Raw genomic sequence first — 15,498 nt, forward strand, 5'->3', positions numbered from 1 at the left:
TCTACAATAAAGAAGAGAAATAGAGTGGAGGGTAGCGGAATGGCCAAGAAATATAGCAGTCTGATTCTGATGACACTGCCAGGTGTATTGTACTTATTTATTAATAATTACTTGCCCATGCTGGGCACATTCATTGCGTTTAAGAACATTAATTACACCAAAGGAATTTTCCATAGCGACTGGGTGGGCTTTAAGAATTTTGAATTCCTATTCAAATCACATGATGCCTTCATCATTACCCGGAATACGCTGCTCTACAATGGGACGTTTATTATTGTTAATAATTTAGTCATAGCGCTCCTTGTAGCTTTACTGTTAAATGAAATCAAAAATCGGTTTGCCCGCAATTTGTACCAAAGTATCATGCTGCTTCCCTTTTTAATTTCGTTTAGTATCGTTGGCTATATTGTTCTTGCCTTTTTTAGTATTGAGCACGGTTTTATCAATAAAGTCATTTTTCCGTTCTTACATATACAGCCGATTGAATGGTATTTGGAGTCCAAATACTGGCCTTACATTCTTGTCATGGTGAACACGTGGAAATATGTCGGCTATTCAAGTTTAATCTATTTTGCCGCTATGATTGGTATTAACCAAGAATATTATGAGGCTGCCCGCATGGATGGCGCGAATCGCTGGCTGCAGATGACGAAGATCACACTCCCGCTAATCCGTCCAGTGGTGATCGTTGTGGTGCTGATCCTGATTGGCCGCATCTTTTACGCAGATTTTGGTATGTTCTTCCAAGTTCCTCTCAATACAGGTATTTTGTTCTCGACTACCAATGTAATTGATACCTATGTCTACCGAGCCTTATTGGTAACAGGAGATATCGGCATGTCTTCGGCTGCAGGTTTATACCAATCGACAGTGGGATTCGTGCTTGTCATCATTGCCAATATGTTGGTCAGAAGATGGGATAAAGAGAGCGCTTTATTTTAGAGGAGGATACGTATGGAAGTCAATATTATCAATCAAAAGCGGTTTCGAACGCATCGGGAAGGATCACCTTGGGCGAGCGGTTTATTGCATGGTTTCTTCTTAGTGATGTGTGTATTTTGTTTATTTCCAATTGTTCTGGTGCTAATCGCTTCTTTTACGGATGAGAGTATCTTGCGTACAGGCGGCTACACGTATTTCCCGAAAATATGGAGCACAGCCGCTTATCGCTATTTATTTATAGACATTCATCAATTATTTCGAGCTTACGGCGTTACCATTATCATAACTATTTCGGGAACTTTAACCAGCTTATTTATTTCTAGCTTAGTTGCTTACCCGATGTCCCGTCAGGACTTTCCGTATCGCAAGGTACTATCCTTTTATGTATTTTTTACAATTTTATTAAATGGCGGATTGGTTCCTTGGTATCTGGTGTATACCCAAATCATCGATTTACGCGATACGATGTGGGCACTCATCATCCCAGGACTGCTTATGAATGGATTTAATGTGCTGATCATGAGGACCTTCTTCTCTAATTCTGTTCCTATTTCGGTGATTGAGTCGGCTCGTATAGATGGCGCTGGAGAATGGCGAATCTTCTTTCAACTGGTTCTCCCACTCTCGGTATCTGTACTGGCAACGATCGGCATGTTCACTACGCTGGCTTATTGGAATGATTGGTTTAACGGGTTGATATTTATTAGCGATTCCAAGTATTTCAGTGTGCAATACTTACTGACAAAAGCTTTGCTGAATATTCAGTTCCTATCTTCTCATACGGAGAATGCGAATTCTGCCAAATTAATATCCGAAATGCCCCAAAATTCTATCATCATGGCAATGGCGGTTATTGGTATAGGACCTATTCTTATTTGCTATCCCTTTTTTCAGAAGTATTTGGTGAAAGGTCTCACTGTAGGCTCGGTTAAAGGCTAGCACTAGATTTAATGGAGGAGGTGATTCAGCTAAGTACGTAGGAAAGGGTTAGTTGCATGACAATAATATTCGGGGGAGACTTGATCACAATGAAAAAGGTTTTCGTAATGACGACGGTTATTCTCACATTAAGTGCCGTACTCGCAGGCTGCAGTTCTTCGGCTACGAAGGAGAATACACCACAAAGCACTTCCGAAAGTACGAAGGGTAATGCTTCTTCTTCGAAACTGGATCCGTATAAGTTGACGATCGTTTACGCAACAGGCGCAGTCCCCAAGGACCTTAAGGCCGTGCAAGACAAAATGAATGCTTATTTAACTGACAAGATTAACGCTACAGTTGAACTCAAGCCGATTGAGTGGGGGACTTGGATCGAGAAAACCAATCTGATGATGGCAACGAATGAGCAAATGGACGTTATGATGACGGCTGGTGGTCTCGGTTATTCGCAAAATGTAGCTAAAGGAGCGTTTTTGCCTCTCGATGAACTTATTGCCAAATACGGAGGAGATGTAACGAAAGCTTTGCAGCCTAAGTTTTTGGACGGAACAAGGATAGGCGGAAAGATTTACGGACTACCAACGAACAAAGAGTTTGCCAGTGTAGATGGTGTTTTGTTCAATAAGGCGTTAGTCGATAAATATAAATTTGATATCAGCAAGGTGAACAAGCTCGAAGATTTGGAGCCTATGCTACAAACGATTAAAGACAATGAACCTGACATCGTTCCTTTCTTCGGACAAGAGGGGCGTCAGATGAGTAATTTTGCCATCAGTTCTTCGTCGTTTGATAATCTTGGCGATTATTTGGGTGCTTTGGACCGTTCAAGCAAGGAGCTAAAAGTAGTCGATATCTTTGAGTCGAAAGTATTCATGGATTATGCGAAGCTGGCGCGTAAATGGTATCAGGCGAAATTTATGAATCTGGATGCGGCCACGGTCAAAGACTTTGGCGCCATGCAAGCAGGAAAGGCATTCGCGATGTATTCGGAGCTGAAGCCTGGGAAAGATGCTGAAATGTCCTCAGCCTGGGGAGTTAAGGTCGTTCAGAAAGAAATGGTGAACACCCCAATTACGTTGAACACGACCGGGATTATGACGGCCATTCCCAAGACTTCGAAAGATCCTAACCGGGCTATGATGTTCTTAAACATGCTCTATGGCGATAAAACGCTGCTTAATCTGTTTGATTTCGGTGTGGAAGGAACTCATTATGTGAAAAAGGATGAGACTACGATTGATTTCCCTCCAGGTGTTGATGCGGCATCCGTCGGTTATAAGAACGAGCCTTGGATGTGGGGAAATCAGATGTTAACGTATTTATTTCCAAATGAAGACCCGAAGAAATGGGAGAAATTCAAAACATTCAACGAAACAGCTGACAAATCACCTGCGCTTGGTTTTGCTTGGAATTCCGAATCTTTAACTCAGGAAGTGGCTGCTAGCAACAGCGTGCTCAAGCAGTACCAGCAAGCCATTATGTCTGGCTCCGTGGACCCGGATGTCTATATTCCCAAAATGGTGGCTGCACTGAAAAGCGCAGGCATTGACAAAATTATTGCCGAGAAACAAAAACAATTAAATGAATGGAGCACGACTGCTAAAAAGTAACGAATTGTTTATGGGGGGCCTATCCAATAGGTTCCCTGCTTATCATGCCTTCTACATTGCGCTCTGAGCGCTAATTCGAAACGGGGGAAATTGTTATGTTCATGATGAAACGATATTCGTTATTCTTATTCCTTTTTAGCTTGGTTGCAATGCTAGGTTTCATTGGCGGGATACATGCGAAGGCAGCAGGTGCAAATGTAGTCAATGTATGGTCCCCTCCTTCAGGCACTGCAGCGAATCTACATTCACGGTTCAGGTGAAACCATCGGATGAGGCAACCTGGATGGATCTATACGAATACAACGTAAAGGTAGGTCATCAAGACGGCACAAATTTCGATTCATCCTATGTGAATGTTGATTTTTCCAGCTCATTAGACGTGAAAGTAACGTCGATAATGTGCTGATTAATGCGACTAAATCACTGGAGACGGCTACCCATGATATAGGCAAAGTAGGTTTCGTATCGTCTGAAGCTCCTACAGGCGGAATCTTTTATTTTGACAATGTAATTATTACGAATTAGCAAAAAGCTGTAATCATATTCAGGTTTCACAGGAGGAAAAATGTCCAATACTGTTCATACATGGTCCCCGCCGGCAGGAATAGCAATGAATCCTACCTTCACAGTTCAGATTAAGCCTTCGCATGGGTCGGAGTGGACCGATATATTCGTTTACAATGTTATTTTAGGTCATCAGGATGGAACAAAATTTGATTCTTCCATGGTGATTTTCGATTTTGCCGGTACCATAGACATCAAAGTCACCTATCATGGTGGAACGATGAACTGCTATGATATCAGGCCAAGTTCATATGACATTGATGCAGCGCAAATGGGAAATACCCTCACGTTCTCATCCACACAGGACGATGATTCTCCACGTAAAATTGTCATTCGCATCAACGATAGTTGGAACACGGAAGACCTGCATATCTTAACCAATCCTTTGGAAACGGATGTGCCTTCTGAAAGTGCGCCGAATGTTCACCTCATTCATCCAGGGGAGGCAATTCCTTTGCAATTGCCTGAGGGGAAAGACACGTATTACTTTAAACCCGGATTGCATACCTTACCGAAAGGTTCTTGGTTAGAGGTTGATCTTGGGGCTGTGTATACAATTGATCGGATTGATCTCGGACAGACGATATTAAAGATGCAGGGTCTAGGCATGGAGCCGCTCTCCTACCCGAATAAGTACCTTGTGGAAACGAAAATGGAGGCCAATGATCCTTATACTCTTGCCTACGATGGTACCCATAATACGCTTGAAGGATATATAACAAGCTCTTTTAGCCCAAGGAAAGCGAGATATGTGCGGCTCATGCTTCTAGGAAGCAATGTTGATTCAGGCTGGGTGTTCAGTAATTCAATTGGCGAGTTTAACGTTTATGAAGCGGGGGGGACTACGAATCTGTCATTGAATCGCGCAATTGCGGGAGCCATGCCTAGCTATGTCCATGCTGTTGATGGGAATGAGCATACTCGTTACGGAACGAGTTCCAATTATGGGAACTGGCATTCGGGTGAATCTTTCTTTATTTCACAACATCATACAACGGTGTATATGGCACCTGGTGCTGTTTGTTACGGATCGATTTCTTCTGACGAAGTGGATCATGTGACCATAAGGGGGCGTGGGATTCTCGATGGCAGTCAATTGCAGCATACCAATCCGACTCCAGGTGAAGGCAGGACAGGTGCGATTTGGTTAAGCGGCGGTAGTGATAATCTAGTGGAAGGCATTACCATCATTGATCCAACCATGTGGGCCGTGGTGATGAACTTTGCTACAAGACCCGTTGTTCAAAATATTCATATTATCGCTTATGAAGTAAATGCGGATGGGATTCATTTCAGTGGATCGAACGATGGTCTCATTACAGGTGTATTTATTCGAACACCTGATGATGATATTGTGATGTATCATTATGGTCCAACCTCCAATAATACGGTGAAAAATAGCGTGCTGTGGGGGGATGATGCGCATACCATTCTCATAGGTCTGGGAAGTGAACCAGATGCCCATATATCAGATTTAACGTTCCGAAATATCGATGTATTGAATCAGCAAGGGGTCTATATCCTCGATAAATTTACGGGTGTGTTGAAATTATGGGCAAATGGGGGCAATGATATTCGAAATATCTTATTTAAAGATATACGAATCGAAGCTTTTAGAGATCCTTATAAAGCCGCGGTGTTTCAATTCCGGACTGATGAACGCTTTCCAGGAGATAGAGACGGGGGGATTATTGAAAACATTACGCTAGATAACGTCACCTATCGTGGTAGTGGGGAACAGAGGGCTTTAATTAAGGGCGTAAATCAGGATTCTTATGTAAGAGATGTACATTTTAAAAAGTATAAAAGACAAGACATGCTAGTTACAGATATCAATTCGGGGCATATGGACGTACAGGATCATGTATCGCTGGTTACATTCGGGACAGATGAATTACGGTAAAAAAATAAGGTGGATTTTCGAAAAGGAATAACAAAATTTTAAGGTCCTAGCCGATGGCTAGGACTTTTACGATCCTAAATGACGCTCTTCCATAAGAAACAATCCAAGCTGGAATGTGCTAAAATGTAACTTATGTAGACATCCCTCATGAACAAAGGAGCAATGAAAATGAGAAAACTCGTTCTATTTTTGCATGCATCGCTTGACGGTTTTGTAGAAGGACCGAACGGTGCAATGGACATTGGCTGGATTTCCTACGATGGTGATTTAGAGAAATACGCGAAAGAAATTCTAAGTACTGCCGACACCGTCATTTGGGGACGAGGGACTTATCAATTAATGCACGGTTATTGGCCATCTGTGCCTTCGGATCCATCAGCTTCGCAGTATGAACGAGATCATGCCGAGTGGATCGATAAGACAGCCAAAATCGTTTTTTCCACGACGCTGGACAAAGTTGAATGGAACAATTCCAGACTGGTGAAAGAAGATATCGAGGAAGAGATCAAGAACCTCAAACAGCAGCCAGGCAAGGATATGGTCATCCTCGGCAGTCCTAGGATCGCACACCACCTTATGCAGCTTGATTTAATCGATGAGTATAAAATTACGGTTTCTCCCGTCCTGATCGGCAGCGGGTTGCCGTTATTCCAAGGTCTCAAGGAGAAGGTCAATCTTAAACTTATCGAAAACAAGACCTTTGATTCTGGAGCCATAGGTCTCGTTTACCAGTCGGTTAGATGACGATACATCATCGCAGGAGACATCCTGGCAGGCGAATTCTCGTCTGGTACAATTAAGTTGCTGCTTATCCGACCAGCTAAAAAAGGTTGTTTTAGTTCATTCAAATGATTAAACTAACGAATACCAGTAGATTCAAGTAATTCATGAGACGAAGAGGAGGAAACTGAAATGAAGACGATTAAGAGCATGGTGGATCACCTGATCTGGGCGGACGGACGCATCTTGGACGCGCTCGAGGAAAGTGAGACGAAGAACAAGGACCTTCTGAAGTTGGTTCGCCACGTCGCGGTCGCGGAACGAGTCTGGCTTTCCCGATTGCAGGGCAAGGGCACCACGCAGTATTCGTTGTGGGAGGAAGCGGATGACCTGACTGCGATCCGGACGATGTTCGAAGAAAACGCCGAGCAATATCGCGTCTATATCGATGAACTCGAGGAATCCGAGTTGGACAAGATGATCGACTATGCGAACCAGAGCGGTGTTCCGTTCCGAACGTCCGTCCGCGACATCCTGTTGCAGGTCCTCTTACATGGGCAATATCACCGGGGACAGATCAACCGGGCACTTCGGATCGAATCGGCAGAGCCTGCCCAAGTGGATTACATCACGTTCGCGAGGCTCTAAATAGTTTTTGAAAAGCCAGCAAACCCTTGCGTTTGCTGGCTTCTTGCAGTTCAAAAGTTCCTATTAACCATCATTTATCATTTGAAAGTAATAAACTAATAATGCGAGATGTTGTATTATCGATACATAAATAAACCTCTTCACAGGCCATTGAAAAGAAATTTAGTGCTATTGAGTATTTTAGCTGCTCGGAGAATAGCCAATTGGGATTAAGATATACATAATTCGTATCAGAGTGCATCATTTTTATTCGACTCCAAATTTCGTTGAAATCTTTAATGTGATTTGGATTTATCAAATCTTCATAAACTTGTTCTATGGACTCATTAACAAATTTAACATACCTAAAATCACCTGAAGAATCATGTTCGCCATAGTATTGGTACAAATCCAATACAAATGGATTTATCTTGTTTTTACTCAAAAGTATAGAAAACATTTCTTTAGATTTAGGCTCAAGATTTTCCAATCTTAGTTCAAATGGAATTTCCTTTGATGTTAAGACAGTAATTTTTTGAAAATGACATAGTAATTCTCTCAAAGCATCATTATTTAGATCTATATATGCTAGTGGAATATTGATACATATACTCAGTGTCCTAAATATAAATGGTGCTATATAAAATTCTGTAAATGGCGTTATTTCATTTCCAGGGATGTTCGAAATAGTTTGAAAATTAACGTCTTCTAGACGAGAATACTTAGTTCTAGTCAAATTTTTAATGAAATTTGTATCAATATCTTCAAAATAGCTCATCTACACTACTCCCTCATTTACTTAGCAAGGAGCGTAGATACTTCCACGCTCCGCAAAATAGAGTTTATCTGGTAATGGATTATTTCACAATAATGTATTTAATAGTTAATTAATTCCATCCTACAAAAGTCACATTTATCTTTGGTAATAAGTGATAAGGGGTAGGCAATGTTATGATTGAAGGTCTTGGACTTGATATCCAAGGCTACTTATTTGCCACCCAACAGTAAGTATAAGTATCAAAATAAAACCTTTTCTTTCCGCAGCCTTTTTGAGGAGAAATGAGGTTTTTTGCCGTTCCAACAGGCTTTTCCGAAGGAATACTCGGTTGTGATTGTTAACTCGCCTTTGATTATCAGCTGCTATTTCACATTCCCTTCGGTAATGATTGTAGACGGTAATAAGTCGATTCGTTAGGATCAGTGTAGTCGGACGGAGAGTCGTTAGCCGATGTTACGATATGCTCATTTAGGACCTCTGGAGGAATAAGAATAAGGGAGGATACAAGTGGAATACGAGAAATATGAGGATCGGGTTCGGATCGAGAAGCAGGGCGTAGAGAGTAGGGAGAATCAATATTCGCCCTACTGCGATTTTATTTATTACAACTCTTCCCGCCATCCCGAACTTCAATTGGCAATGCGGGTGCTGAAGCCAGGAAAGCCTTCGCGGCTCGTAGTGACGACACATGGCTGGCATATGAGCATACCGCCTTTCGAGGTAATGGATACACCTTGCGTCGATGAGTTAATTGTAGAAGTAGATATGCGAGGACGTGCATTCTCTGAAGGTTCTCCGGATTGCAACGGCTGGGAGCTGTTCGATGTGATTGACGCGGTCACCTATGTACAGCAACAATATGAAAGCTTTATTGAAGATAGCTCGCTCGTCTATTTTGAAGGTGGAAGCGGTGGGGGTGGGAATGCTTATGCAATCATCGCCAAGTTTCCCGATTTCTTCGCGGCAGCGACGGCGATGTGCGGCATTACTGACTATGCGGTCTGGTATGAGAATGACGCGATTGGTGAATTTCAAGATGAGCTGGACGTCTGGATTGGACATCCTCCGCGAGATAATCCAATGGCTTACGCTTCACGAAGCGGGCTAGCCTTAGCTTCGAACCTGCTAACACCCTTATTTATTTGCCATGGAGATACGGATATTCGGGTGCCTGTTGATCATGCCAGGATGTATAAGGAGCATTTGGAAAGGCTTAATTTGAGCGATAGGCTGGATTACTGGGAGCTGGAAGGTGTAGGAACGCGCGAGCATTGGGGGCATGCCACACAGCAGCAAATGGTGGACATACATAGCCGGAGCGAGCAGCATCGTGCAAGGCATGCAACGCCAATTGTTATTCCAGAACGTGGACGGTTTATGATAGGTGGCTACTTATTTACGAAGCGCTTCTCGATCGTACTCGACTCCCTCGATCACATGGCCGTGGTCGACTATGACTTGATTCAACAACAATTTATTGTAACATCCGTACAAGGAGATGAATGCGGATATAAGCTGGAGCTGTACGGCTGATTAGATTAGTCAGGCAGAAGGTTGTTAAAGAAAATATAGAAATTCGCTGATCATGCATGCGGCGAAATGCCAGAAGGAGGAGGAGCACCATGCTCGCACAACATAAGGGTGTCCCCGGTACTAAAGTAAGACCCTCGGCGGTCGATAGAAAACGAATCGCCAAAATGCTCATTCGCGATCAATGGCTATATTACATGCTGTTGCCCGGCATTATTTATTTCATTTTGTTCAAATATTTACCGATGTGGGGTGTGCTGATATCGTTTCAAAATTATCAGCCATTTCTAGGATTCTGGCATAGTGATTGGGTGGGCATGCAGCATTTCACCCGTTTTTTCGGGGAGCCAACGTTCTGGATGCTGCTTCGCAATACGATCGTGCTGGCGATGTACAATTTGGTTTTCTTCTTCCCGCTGCCGATTATTATCGCACTCCTGCTGAATGAGGTACGCAAGGAAGCATTTAAACGTTTTGTTCAAACGATGATTTACATTCCGCATTTTTTTTCCTGGGTCGTAGTTGTCGGTATGGTCTATATGCTGTTTACCGTTGAAGGTGGGCTTGTTAATGAACTGATCGCTAAGGCAGGCGGCGAGAAAATCAATTTCTTGATCAGCAGCGAATGGTTCCGCACGCTCATTATGTCTGAGGTGATCTGGAAGGAAACCGGCTGGGGCACGATTATTTTCCTAGCGGCACTCGCAGGGGTTGATCCGCAGTTGTATGAGGCATCGAAAATAGACGGTGCTGGCCGTTGGCGACAACTGTGGCATATTACACTGCCTGCGATTCGAAGTACAATCGTTATTTTGTTCATTTTGCGACTCGGGCATTTTCTGGACACAGGCTTCGAACAAATTATTTTAATGCTAAATGCGTTGAATCGCGAAGTGGGCGAGGTTTTCGATACGTACGTCTATTCCGTAGGTATTAATCAGTCTCAATTCAGCTACAGCACGGCGGTGGGTCTGTTTAAATCGCTCGTTGGCTTAGTGCTCGTTCTTGTAACGAACGCGCTCGCCAAAAAATTCGGGGAAGAGGGCATTTATTAATGCCGAAAGGAGGGGGTCTATGTGGGCCGAAATTTAGGCAGCCGATTGTTCGATATGGCAAATTATACATTCTTGATGCTGCTCGGGTTGTTGACGGTCGTGCCATTTCTTTACATGGTGCTCGGCTCGTTCGCTGCGCCTGAAGAATATGCGAAGCAGGGAATTGTATTAATTCCCACACAATTCTCACTGTCGGCGTATACGTATATTTTTTCAACGGATACGATTATGCGAAGTCTGCTCAATACAGTTATTATTACGATCGCCGGTACATTCATCAACATTGTGTTTACATCGCTGATGGCTTATCCATTATCGCGCAAGGAGCTGCTTGGGCGCAGGCCGGTTATGCTGTTAATTGTTTTCTCCATGTTATTCAGCGGTGGGATGATCCCGACCTTCCTGATTGTTAAGGCGCTGGGACTCACGAATACCTTATGGTCGCTGCTGCTTCCAGGTGCAATAAGTGCCTTCAATCTCATTATTTTGAAAAACTTTTTTCAACAAATGCCTGAGGGGCTAGAAGAATCAGCCAAAATAGACGGATGCAATGACATGATGATATTATTCAGAATCATATTGCCGTTGTCGATGCCTGCCATAGCTACGTTTTCTCTGTTTTATGCGGTTGGGCATTGGAATTCATTCTTCTCAGCTATTCTATATATTAACGATACGACGAAATGGCCTATTCAGGTACTATTGAGGCAGGTAGTCATTATGTCTGAAGGGGGTATCGGTGATTCAAGTCAAGTGAACGAAGCCGTTGCGCTTCCGCCCCAATCGCTCAAAATGGCCGTTATCACCGTTTCAACACTGCCGATTCTGATCGTATATCCATTTTTACAAAAGCATTTTGCCAAAGGTGTATTGTTAGGCTCAGTTAAGGGTTAAATGATTTAACCATATAAAAGGGAGGCAGGAAACAAGATGGAAAGAACAAAGAATGGGAATAGATTGCGACTATGGGGGTTGGCGTCAGTTGCCTTAACGACATTCCTCGCAGGATGTGGGGAGCAAGGTGCATCTTCGGCAACGAAAGCTCCAACGGCTACGGAGGCCACAAAAGAGCCACTCAAACTATCCATGATGAATATGTATTACTCGGCTGAACCTCCAAAGGCGGATAATGAGGCGATCAAGCTGATTGAGGCGCATACGAATACGAAGCTCGACATTACGTGGGTGCCCAATTCCGCATACAACGATAAAATCAATGCCACCATTGCGGGAGGCGAACTGCCCAAAATTATGATGATTGCGAGCAATAAGGCTTCCGGTATTGTTAATGCGGTTAAGTCCGGGATGTTCTGGGAGATTGGGCCTTATTTAAAAGACTTTCCGAATCTTAGCAAGCTAAATCCGTTGGTGTTGAACAATATATCCGTCGATGGCAAGGTTTACGGTATTTACCGCAGTCGGCCTGTTGCCCGTGAAGGCATTATTTATCGCAAGGACTGGCTGGAAGCAGTAGGTCTTGCTGAGCCCAAAACGATTGATGATTTTTACAATGTCGTGAAGGCGTTTGCAACGAAAGATCCAGACAAGAATGGTAAAGCTGACACTTTCGGCATGTATGAGGGTCGGGGAATGAACGGCTTTCAGACTATTCTGAGCTGGTATGGCGGGCCCAATTTATACGGCGTGCAGGACGGCAAGGTGGTACCTGATTTTATGTCCAAAGAGTACATCGACGCACTCAAGCTGTATAAACGGATGTACGATGAGAAGCTGATCAATCTGGATTTCGCCGTCGTTCCTGGTACGAAACGTCAAGAGTCGGTTAACCAAGGAAAAGCAGGACTCATTATCAGCACACTGGACGATGTGAACTCAGGCTTTAACGATTTGGTTAAGGCAAACCCTAGTGCGGTGCTTGACGTGGCCAGTCGGATTGCTGGACCTAAAGGCGAGCGTCTCATGCTGTACAACGGCGGTTATGTTGGCGTTTATATGTTCCCAAAAACGAGCATCAAAACCGAGCAGGAACTGAAACAAATTCTTGGCTTTCTAGATAAGCTTGGTGACAAAAAAATGCAAAACTTGTTTGAATGGGGAATCGAAGGCAAGCATTATAAGGTGGAAAATGGCAAACCAGCTCGCCTTGACGGTAAGGCCTACGAAACGGATATTAGCTCCATTTACCAGCTTCGCTATGATGATGGCAGCCAAACCGACGCGGGAGAAGATGTGCCGATTGTCAAGAAGTATAAGCAAATGTTCCAGAAAAACACCGAAATTGCCGTCGCCAATCCAGCGGAATCATTCGAATCAGCAACGCTAGCGGAGAAGGGCTCGGAATTGACGAAAATTGTCCAGGATGCGCGAATCAAGTTTATTATGGGTAATATTGACGAGGCTAGCTGGAACCAGGCGGTTGAGCAATGGCGTAAAAGCGGCGGTGATAAAGTTATTGAGGAATATACCGCACAATATAACAAACAGAAAAAATAAGCGCTAGTGAATCGCAAGACGAGACAGTCGTATCTGCGTTACAATGGAAACACTGACTCCAGCTGAACGCGGGAGTTTACAACAAGACGCTGTCTTATGGAGGTTGATCTTTAATGAAAATCCGCTCACCCCGTTTCTTAATAAAGCTGTTCTTATTCAGTTTGGCTTTGGGTACTCTGCCTGTCCTCTTGCTTGGTGTACTGTCGTACAATAAGTCGTCTGCTATGATCGAGGATAAAGTGGCGAAAGGAAACCAACTGAATTTGCAGCAAACACAGCAACGGGTGGAGCAGATTCTCCGGGCGGCTGACACCTCAGCCACTCATTTCATTAATTCAGCACTGGTCGTCAGTGCGATCAATATGAAGCTGGCACCGGAACAGTTCGAAACGGTTAACGGCTTGCTTCAGGGGCTGCATCAGTTGCAAAGCTTCGAGCTAGGGATCGATGATATCGTGCTTGCCAGCTTCAATCAGGGGTGGGTGCTCGATAACAATACAGAGGTATTGCCGTTGTCGAATTATCGCAATGCCGATCTGATTGAGCGATATAAGCGGGATAACAAATCCACATTCTGGGCACATTCGGTATCTGGCGATCAAGTACATTTGGTGAAAAAGCTGCCTTTACATTCGCTGAACCCGTCGGGGTTGCTCATTGTCAAATTTCGGAGTGCAGAGCTTGCTCGCTTGCTAGCGGGCAGCAATGAGCTTGGCGAGGCAATGATCCTCAGTGAAACAGGTGGGTTGCTTGCTCATAGCGATCCCTCTGCGATTTCGCAGGCAGCCGGGTACGAGGAAGCGTTGCAGACTGTGCGTACTAGCAAGGAACCGGTTGGAAGTTTCCGTACGACTGGTAATAATCATGCCGCAGTGGTTTATCGGAAATCCGCCTATACGGGTTGGGCTTATGTATCTATTGCATCTGTCGATCTGATCACACGAGATTCCAAGGCCATTGAATGGTATACCTACACCATTTGTTTCATTATTTTAGTCATAACGTTAGCTTTGTCTTGGCTTGGGGCGAGCCGGATGTACCGTCCGATCAACAGGCTTTACCGCGATTTACAGGCTGAGCCGGAGCTTAAGCCAAATGGCAGTTCCGACGAGATTGGCTATATTGGCAGTCAGGTGAAGAATATTCTGGGTGTACAAAGCAATTTGAAAAATATCGTTGAGCGGCAGCGGGTCCAATTGGAAGAGCTGTTTATGATCAAGCTTTACGAAGGTGAGTTGGCACAGCGTGAAATCAGCGAGAAGCTTACTGCTTTCAAGTGGGAGCGGAAGTGGACGCAAGTGTGCGTCATCGCCGTGCAAATTGATGCGTTGCGCGATACACGCTATGAAGAGATAGATGAGGATCTACTGCTATTCTCCATTAATAATATGGCGGAGGAGCTTATACCGCTGCAGCGGAGATTGAAGCCTGTCGTCATGCACCGTAAGCAGGTCATGCTGATTGGATGTGCAGCAGGTGAGGAAGACCGTTTTAAGCAGATCGTCAACGATCTGTGCGCTGAAATGAAGCAAAAGGTGGCGCAGTTTCTGGAGTTGAGCATTACCTTGGGAGTCAGCCGGTTTTATGGGACGATTAACGAAGCCCGGTCTGCTTATGAGGATGCCAACGAAGCGCTGAAATATGCGATTCGTATGGAGCCGGGCTCCGTTATTTATATTGAAGATGCTGAGCCGGAGGGAACACAACTTCGCTTTCCCGTAACACTGGAACGGGAGCTGCTCGATGCCGTAAAGCTGGCCGATGAGGAACTGGCCAATGAGCGGTTGTCCGCTTATTTGCATAGCGTTTTCCAAGAAAAGGTCAGCCATCGTGAATATTTCGTGACACTAACGTCGTTGCTGCTTGCGCTTGTACGTCTGAAACAGACGTTGGGCGACGAGAAAGAGGCTGTATTTGAGGGCGAGAAATCGCTGATTGACGAGCTATACAAGTTGAAAACGGTAAGAGAGGTGGAGCAGTGGTTTGGGCAAACGCTGATCCATCCCCTTATATCCCGTTTGGAAGGACTGCGCAAAAAGCAATATGCCCGTATTTCCGACCAAATGCTTGCCATTATTCACAACGAAGCGGGAACTGAGCTATCACTCGACGACTGTGCGGCAAGGCTTGGCTATCATCCCGACTATATCCGTGGCGTATTCCGCAAGGAGGTCGGCGTTAACTTCAGCGAGTATTTATCTAATTATCGGCTCAAGCAGGCCAAAGAGCTGCTAACCGATACAGAGTTGAAAATCACCGACATTGCTGAAAAACTCCACTACACGAATCCACAAAATTTTATTCGCTATTTTCGCAAGCAGGAAGGAATGACACCTGGACAATACCGTGATTTGCAAAGGAAAAAGGAGTGATCCA

The 15,498-nt window shown here is 44.3% G+C and carries 12 protein-coding genes; 11 read left to right on the top strand and 1 reads right to left on the bottom strand.

Annotated elements, in window-relative coordinates; genetic code table 11:
• Positions 1–39 precede the first annotated feature (39 nt).
• The 6 genes from AC1DLM_RS01515 (at position 40) to AC1DLM_RS01540 (ending at position 7,326) form a co-directional block, all read left to right on the top strand.
• A complete protein-coding gene (locus tag AC1DLM_RS01515; RefSeq protein ID WP_171634817.1) occupies positions 40–942 on the top strand; it encodes an ABC transporter permease subunit in 903 nt (300 codons plus the stop codon).
• Positions 943–954: 12 nt separating this feature from the next.
• Positions 955–1,881, top strand: a complete 927-nt coding sequence (locus AC1DLM_RS01520; RefSeq protein ID WP_477568860.1) for a carbohydrate ABC transporter permease — start codon at positions 955–957, stop codon at positions 1,879–1,881.
• 89 nt (positions 1,882–1,970) lie between these two features.
• A complete protein-coding gene (locus AC1DLM_RS01525) occupies positions 1,971–3,491 on the top strand; it encodes an ABC transporter substrate-binding protein (protein WP_477568861.1) in 1,521 nt (506 codons plus the stop codon).
• 565 nt (positions 3,492–4,056) lie between these two features.
• Entirely contained in the window at positions 4,057–5,958 is a 1,902-nt protein-coding gene (locus AC1DLM_RS01530; RefSeq protein ID WP_477568862.1) for a glycosyl hydrolase family 28 protein, read from the top strand.
• Positions 5,959–6,126: 168 nt separating this feature from the next.
• Positions 6,127–6,702 (top strand): dihydrofolate reductase family protein, encoded by a 576-nt coding sequence (locus AC1DLM_RS01535; protein ID WP_441987735.1) that lies wholly within the window; start codon positions 6,127–6,129, stop codon positions 6,700–6,702.
• Between the two features lie 168 nt (positions 6,703–6,870).
• Positions 6,871–7,326 carry a DinB family protein gene (locus AC1DLM_RS01540; RefSeq protein WP_477568863.1) on the top strand — a complete coding sequence of 152 codons (456 nt, stop codon included), beginning with the start codon at positions 6,871–6,873 and terminating at the stop codon, positions 7,324–7,326.
• A 70-nt stretch (positions 7,327–7,396) separates the two neighbouring features.
• Here AC1DLM_RS01540 and AC1DLM_RS01545 read toward each other — a convergent pair whose 3' ends face one another.
• Positions 7,397–8,083 (bottom strand): hypothetical protein, encoded by a 687-nt coding sequence (locus tag AC1DLM_RS01545; RefSeq protein ID WP_441987738.1) that lies wholly within the window; start codon positions 8,081–8,083, stop codon positions 7,397–7,399.
• A 507-nt stretch (positions 8,084–8,590) separates the two neighbouring features.
• Here AC1DLM_RS01545 and AC1DLM_RS01550 point away from each other — a divergent pair.
• The 5 genes from AC1DLM_RS01550 (at position 8,591) to AC1DLM_RS01570 (ending at position 15,494) form a co-directional block, all read left to right on the top strand.
• A complete protein-coding gene (locus AC1DLM_RS01550; RefSeq protein WP_441987739.1) occupies positions 8,591–9,616 on the top strand; it encodes an alpha/beta hydrolase family protein in 1,026 nt (341 codons plus the stop codon).
• A gap of 164 nt (positions 9,617–9,780) precedes the next feature.
• Complete coding sequence (locus tag AC1DLM_RS01555) at positions 9,781–10,668, top strand: ABC transporter permease (protein WP_441987845.1); 888 nt, start codon at positions 9,781–9,783, stop codon at positions 10,666–10,668.
• A 54-nt stretch (positions 10,669–10,722) separates the two neighbouring features.
• A complete protein-coding gene (locus AC1DLM_RS01560) occupies positions 10,723–11,562 on the top strand; it encodes a carbohydrate ABC transporter permease (protein WP_441987846.1) in 840 nt (279 codons plus the stop codon).
• A gap of 36 nt (positions 11,563–11,598) precedes the next feature.
• The gene (locus AC1DLM_RS01565) at positions 11,599–13,122 is read left to right on the top strand and encodes an extracellular solute-binding protein (RefSeq protein ID WP_477568864.1); all 1,524 of its coding nucleotides are present in this window, start codon (positions 11,599–11,601) and stop codon (positions 13,120–13,122) included.
• A gap of 113 nt (positions 13,123–13,235) precedes the next feature.
• Positions 13,236–15,494 carry a helix-turn-helix domain-containing protein gene (locus AC1DLM_RS01570; protein WP_477568865.1) on the top strand — a complete coding sequence of 753 codons (2,259 nt, stop codon included), beginning with the start codon at positions 13,236–13,238 and terminating at the stop codon, positions 15,492–15,494.
• The last annotated feature ends 4 nt before the right edge of the window (positions 15,495–15,498 follow it).

This window comes from Paenibacillus sp. 01T442 (assembly GCF_056398345.1).

Coding starts and splice junctions, on each gene's coding strand:
- AC1DLM_RS01540 (WP_477568863.1), top strand. CDS start 6,871: ATGAAGACGATTAAGAGCATGGTGGATCACCTGATCTGGGCGGACGGA.
- AC1DLM_RS01535 (WP_441987735.1), top strand. CDS start 6,127: ATGAGAAAACTCGTTCTATTTTTGCATGCATCGCTTGACGGTTTTGTA.
- AC1DLM_RS01565 (WP_477568864.1), top strand. CDS start 11,599: ATGGAAAGAACAAAGAATGGGAATAGATTGCGACTATGGGGGTTGGCG.
- AC1DLM_RS01555 (WP_441987845.1), top strand. CDS start 9,781: ATGCTCATTCGCGATCAATGGCTATATTACATGCTGTTGCCCGGCATT.
- AC1DLM_RS01525 (WP_477568861.1), top strand. CDS start 1,971: ATGAAAAAGGTTTTCGTAATGACGACGGTTATTCTCACATTAAGTGCC.
- AC1DLM_RS01545 (WP_441987738.1), bottom strand. CDS start 8,083: ATGAGCTATTTTGAAGATATTGATACAAATTTCATTAAAAATTTGACT.
- AC1DLM_RS01570 (WP_477568865.1), top strand. CDS start 13,236: ATGAAAATCCGCTCACCCCGTTTCTTAATAAAGCTGTTCTTATTCAGT.
- AC1DLM_RS01520 (WP_477568860.1), top strand. CDS start 955: ATGGAAGTCAATATTATCAATCAAAAGCGGTTTCGAACGCATCGGGAA.
- AC1DLM_RS01530 (WP_477568862.1), top strand. CDS start 4,057: ATGTCCAATACTGTTCATACATGGTCCCCGCCGGCAGGAATAGCAATG.
- AC1DLM_RS01560 (WP_441987846.1), top strand. CDS start 10,723: ATGGCAAATTATACATTCTTGATGCTGCTCGGGTTGTTGACGGTCGTG.
- AC1DLM_RS01515 (WP_171634817.1), top strand. CDS start 40: ATGGCCAAGAAATATAGCAGTCTGATTCTGATGACACTGCCAGGTGTA.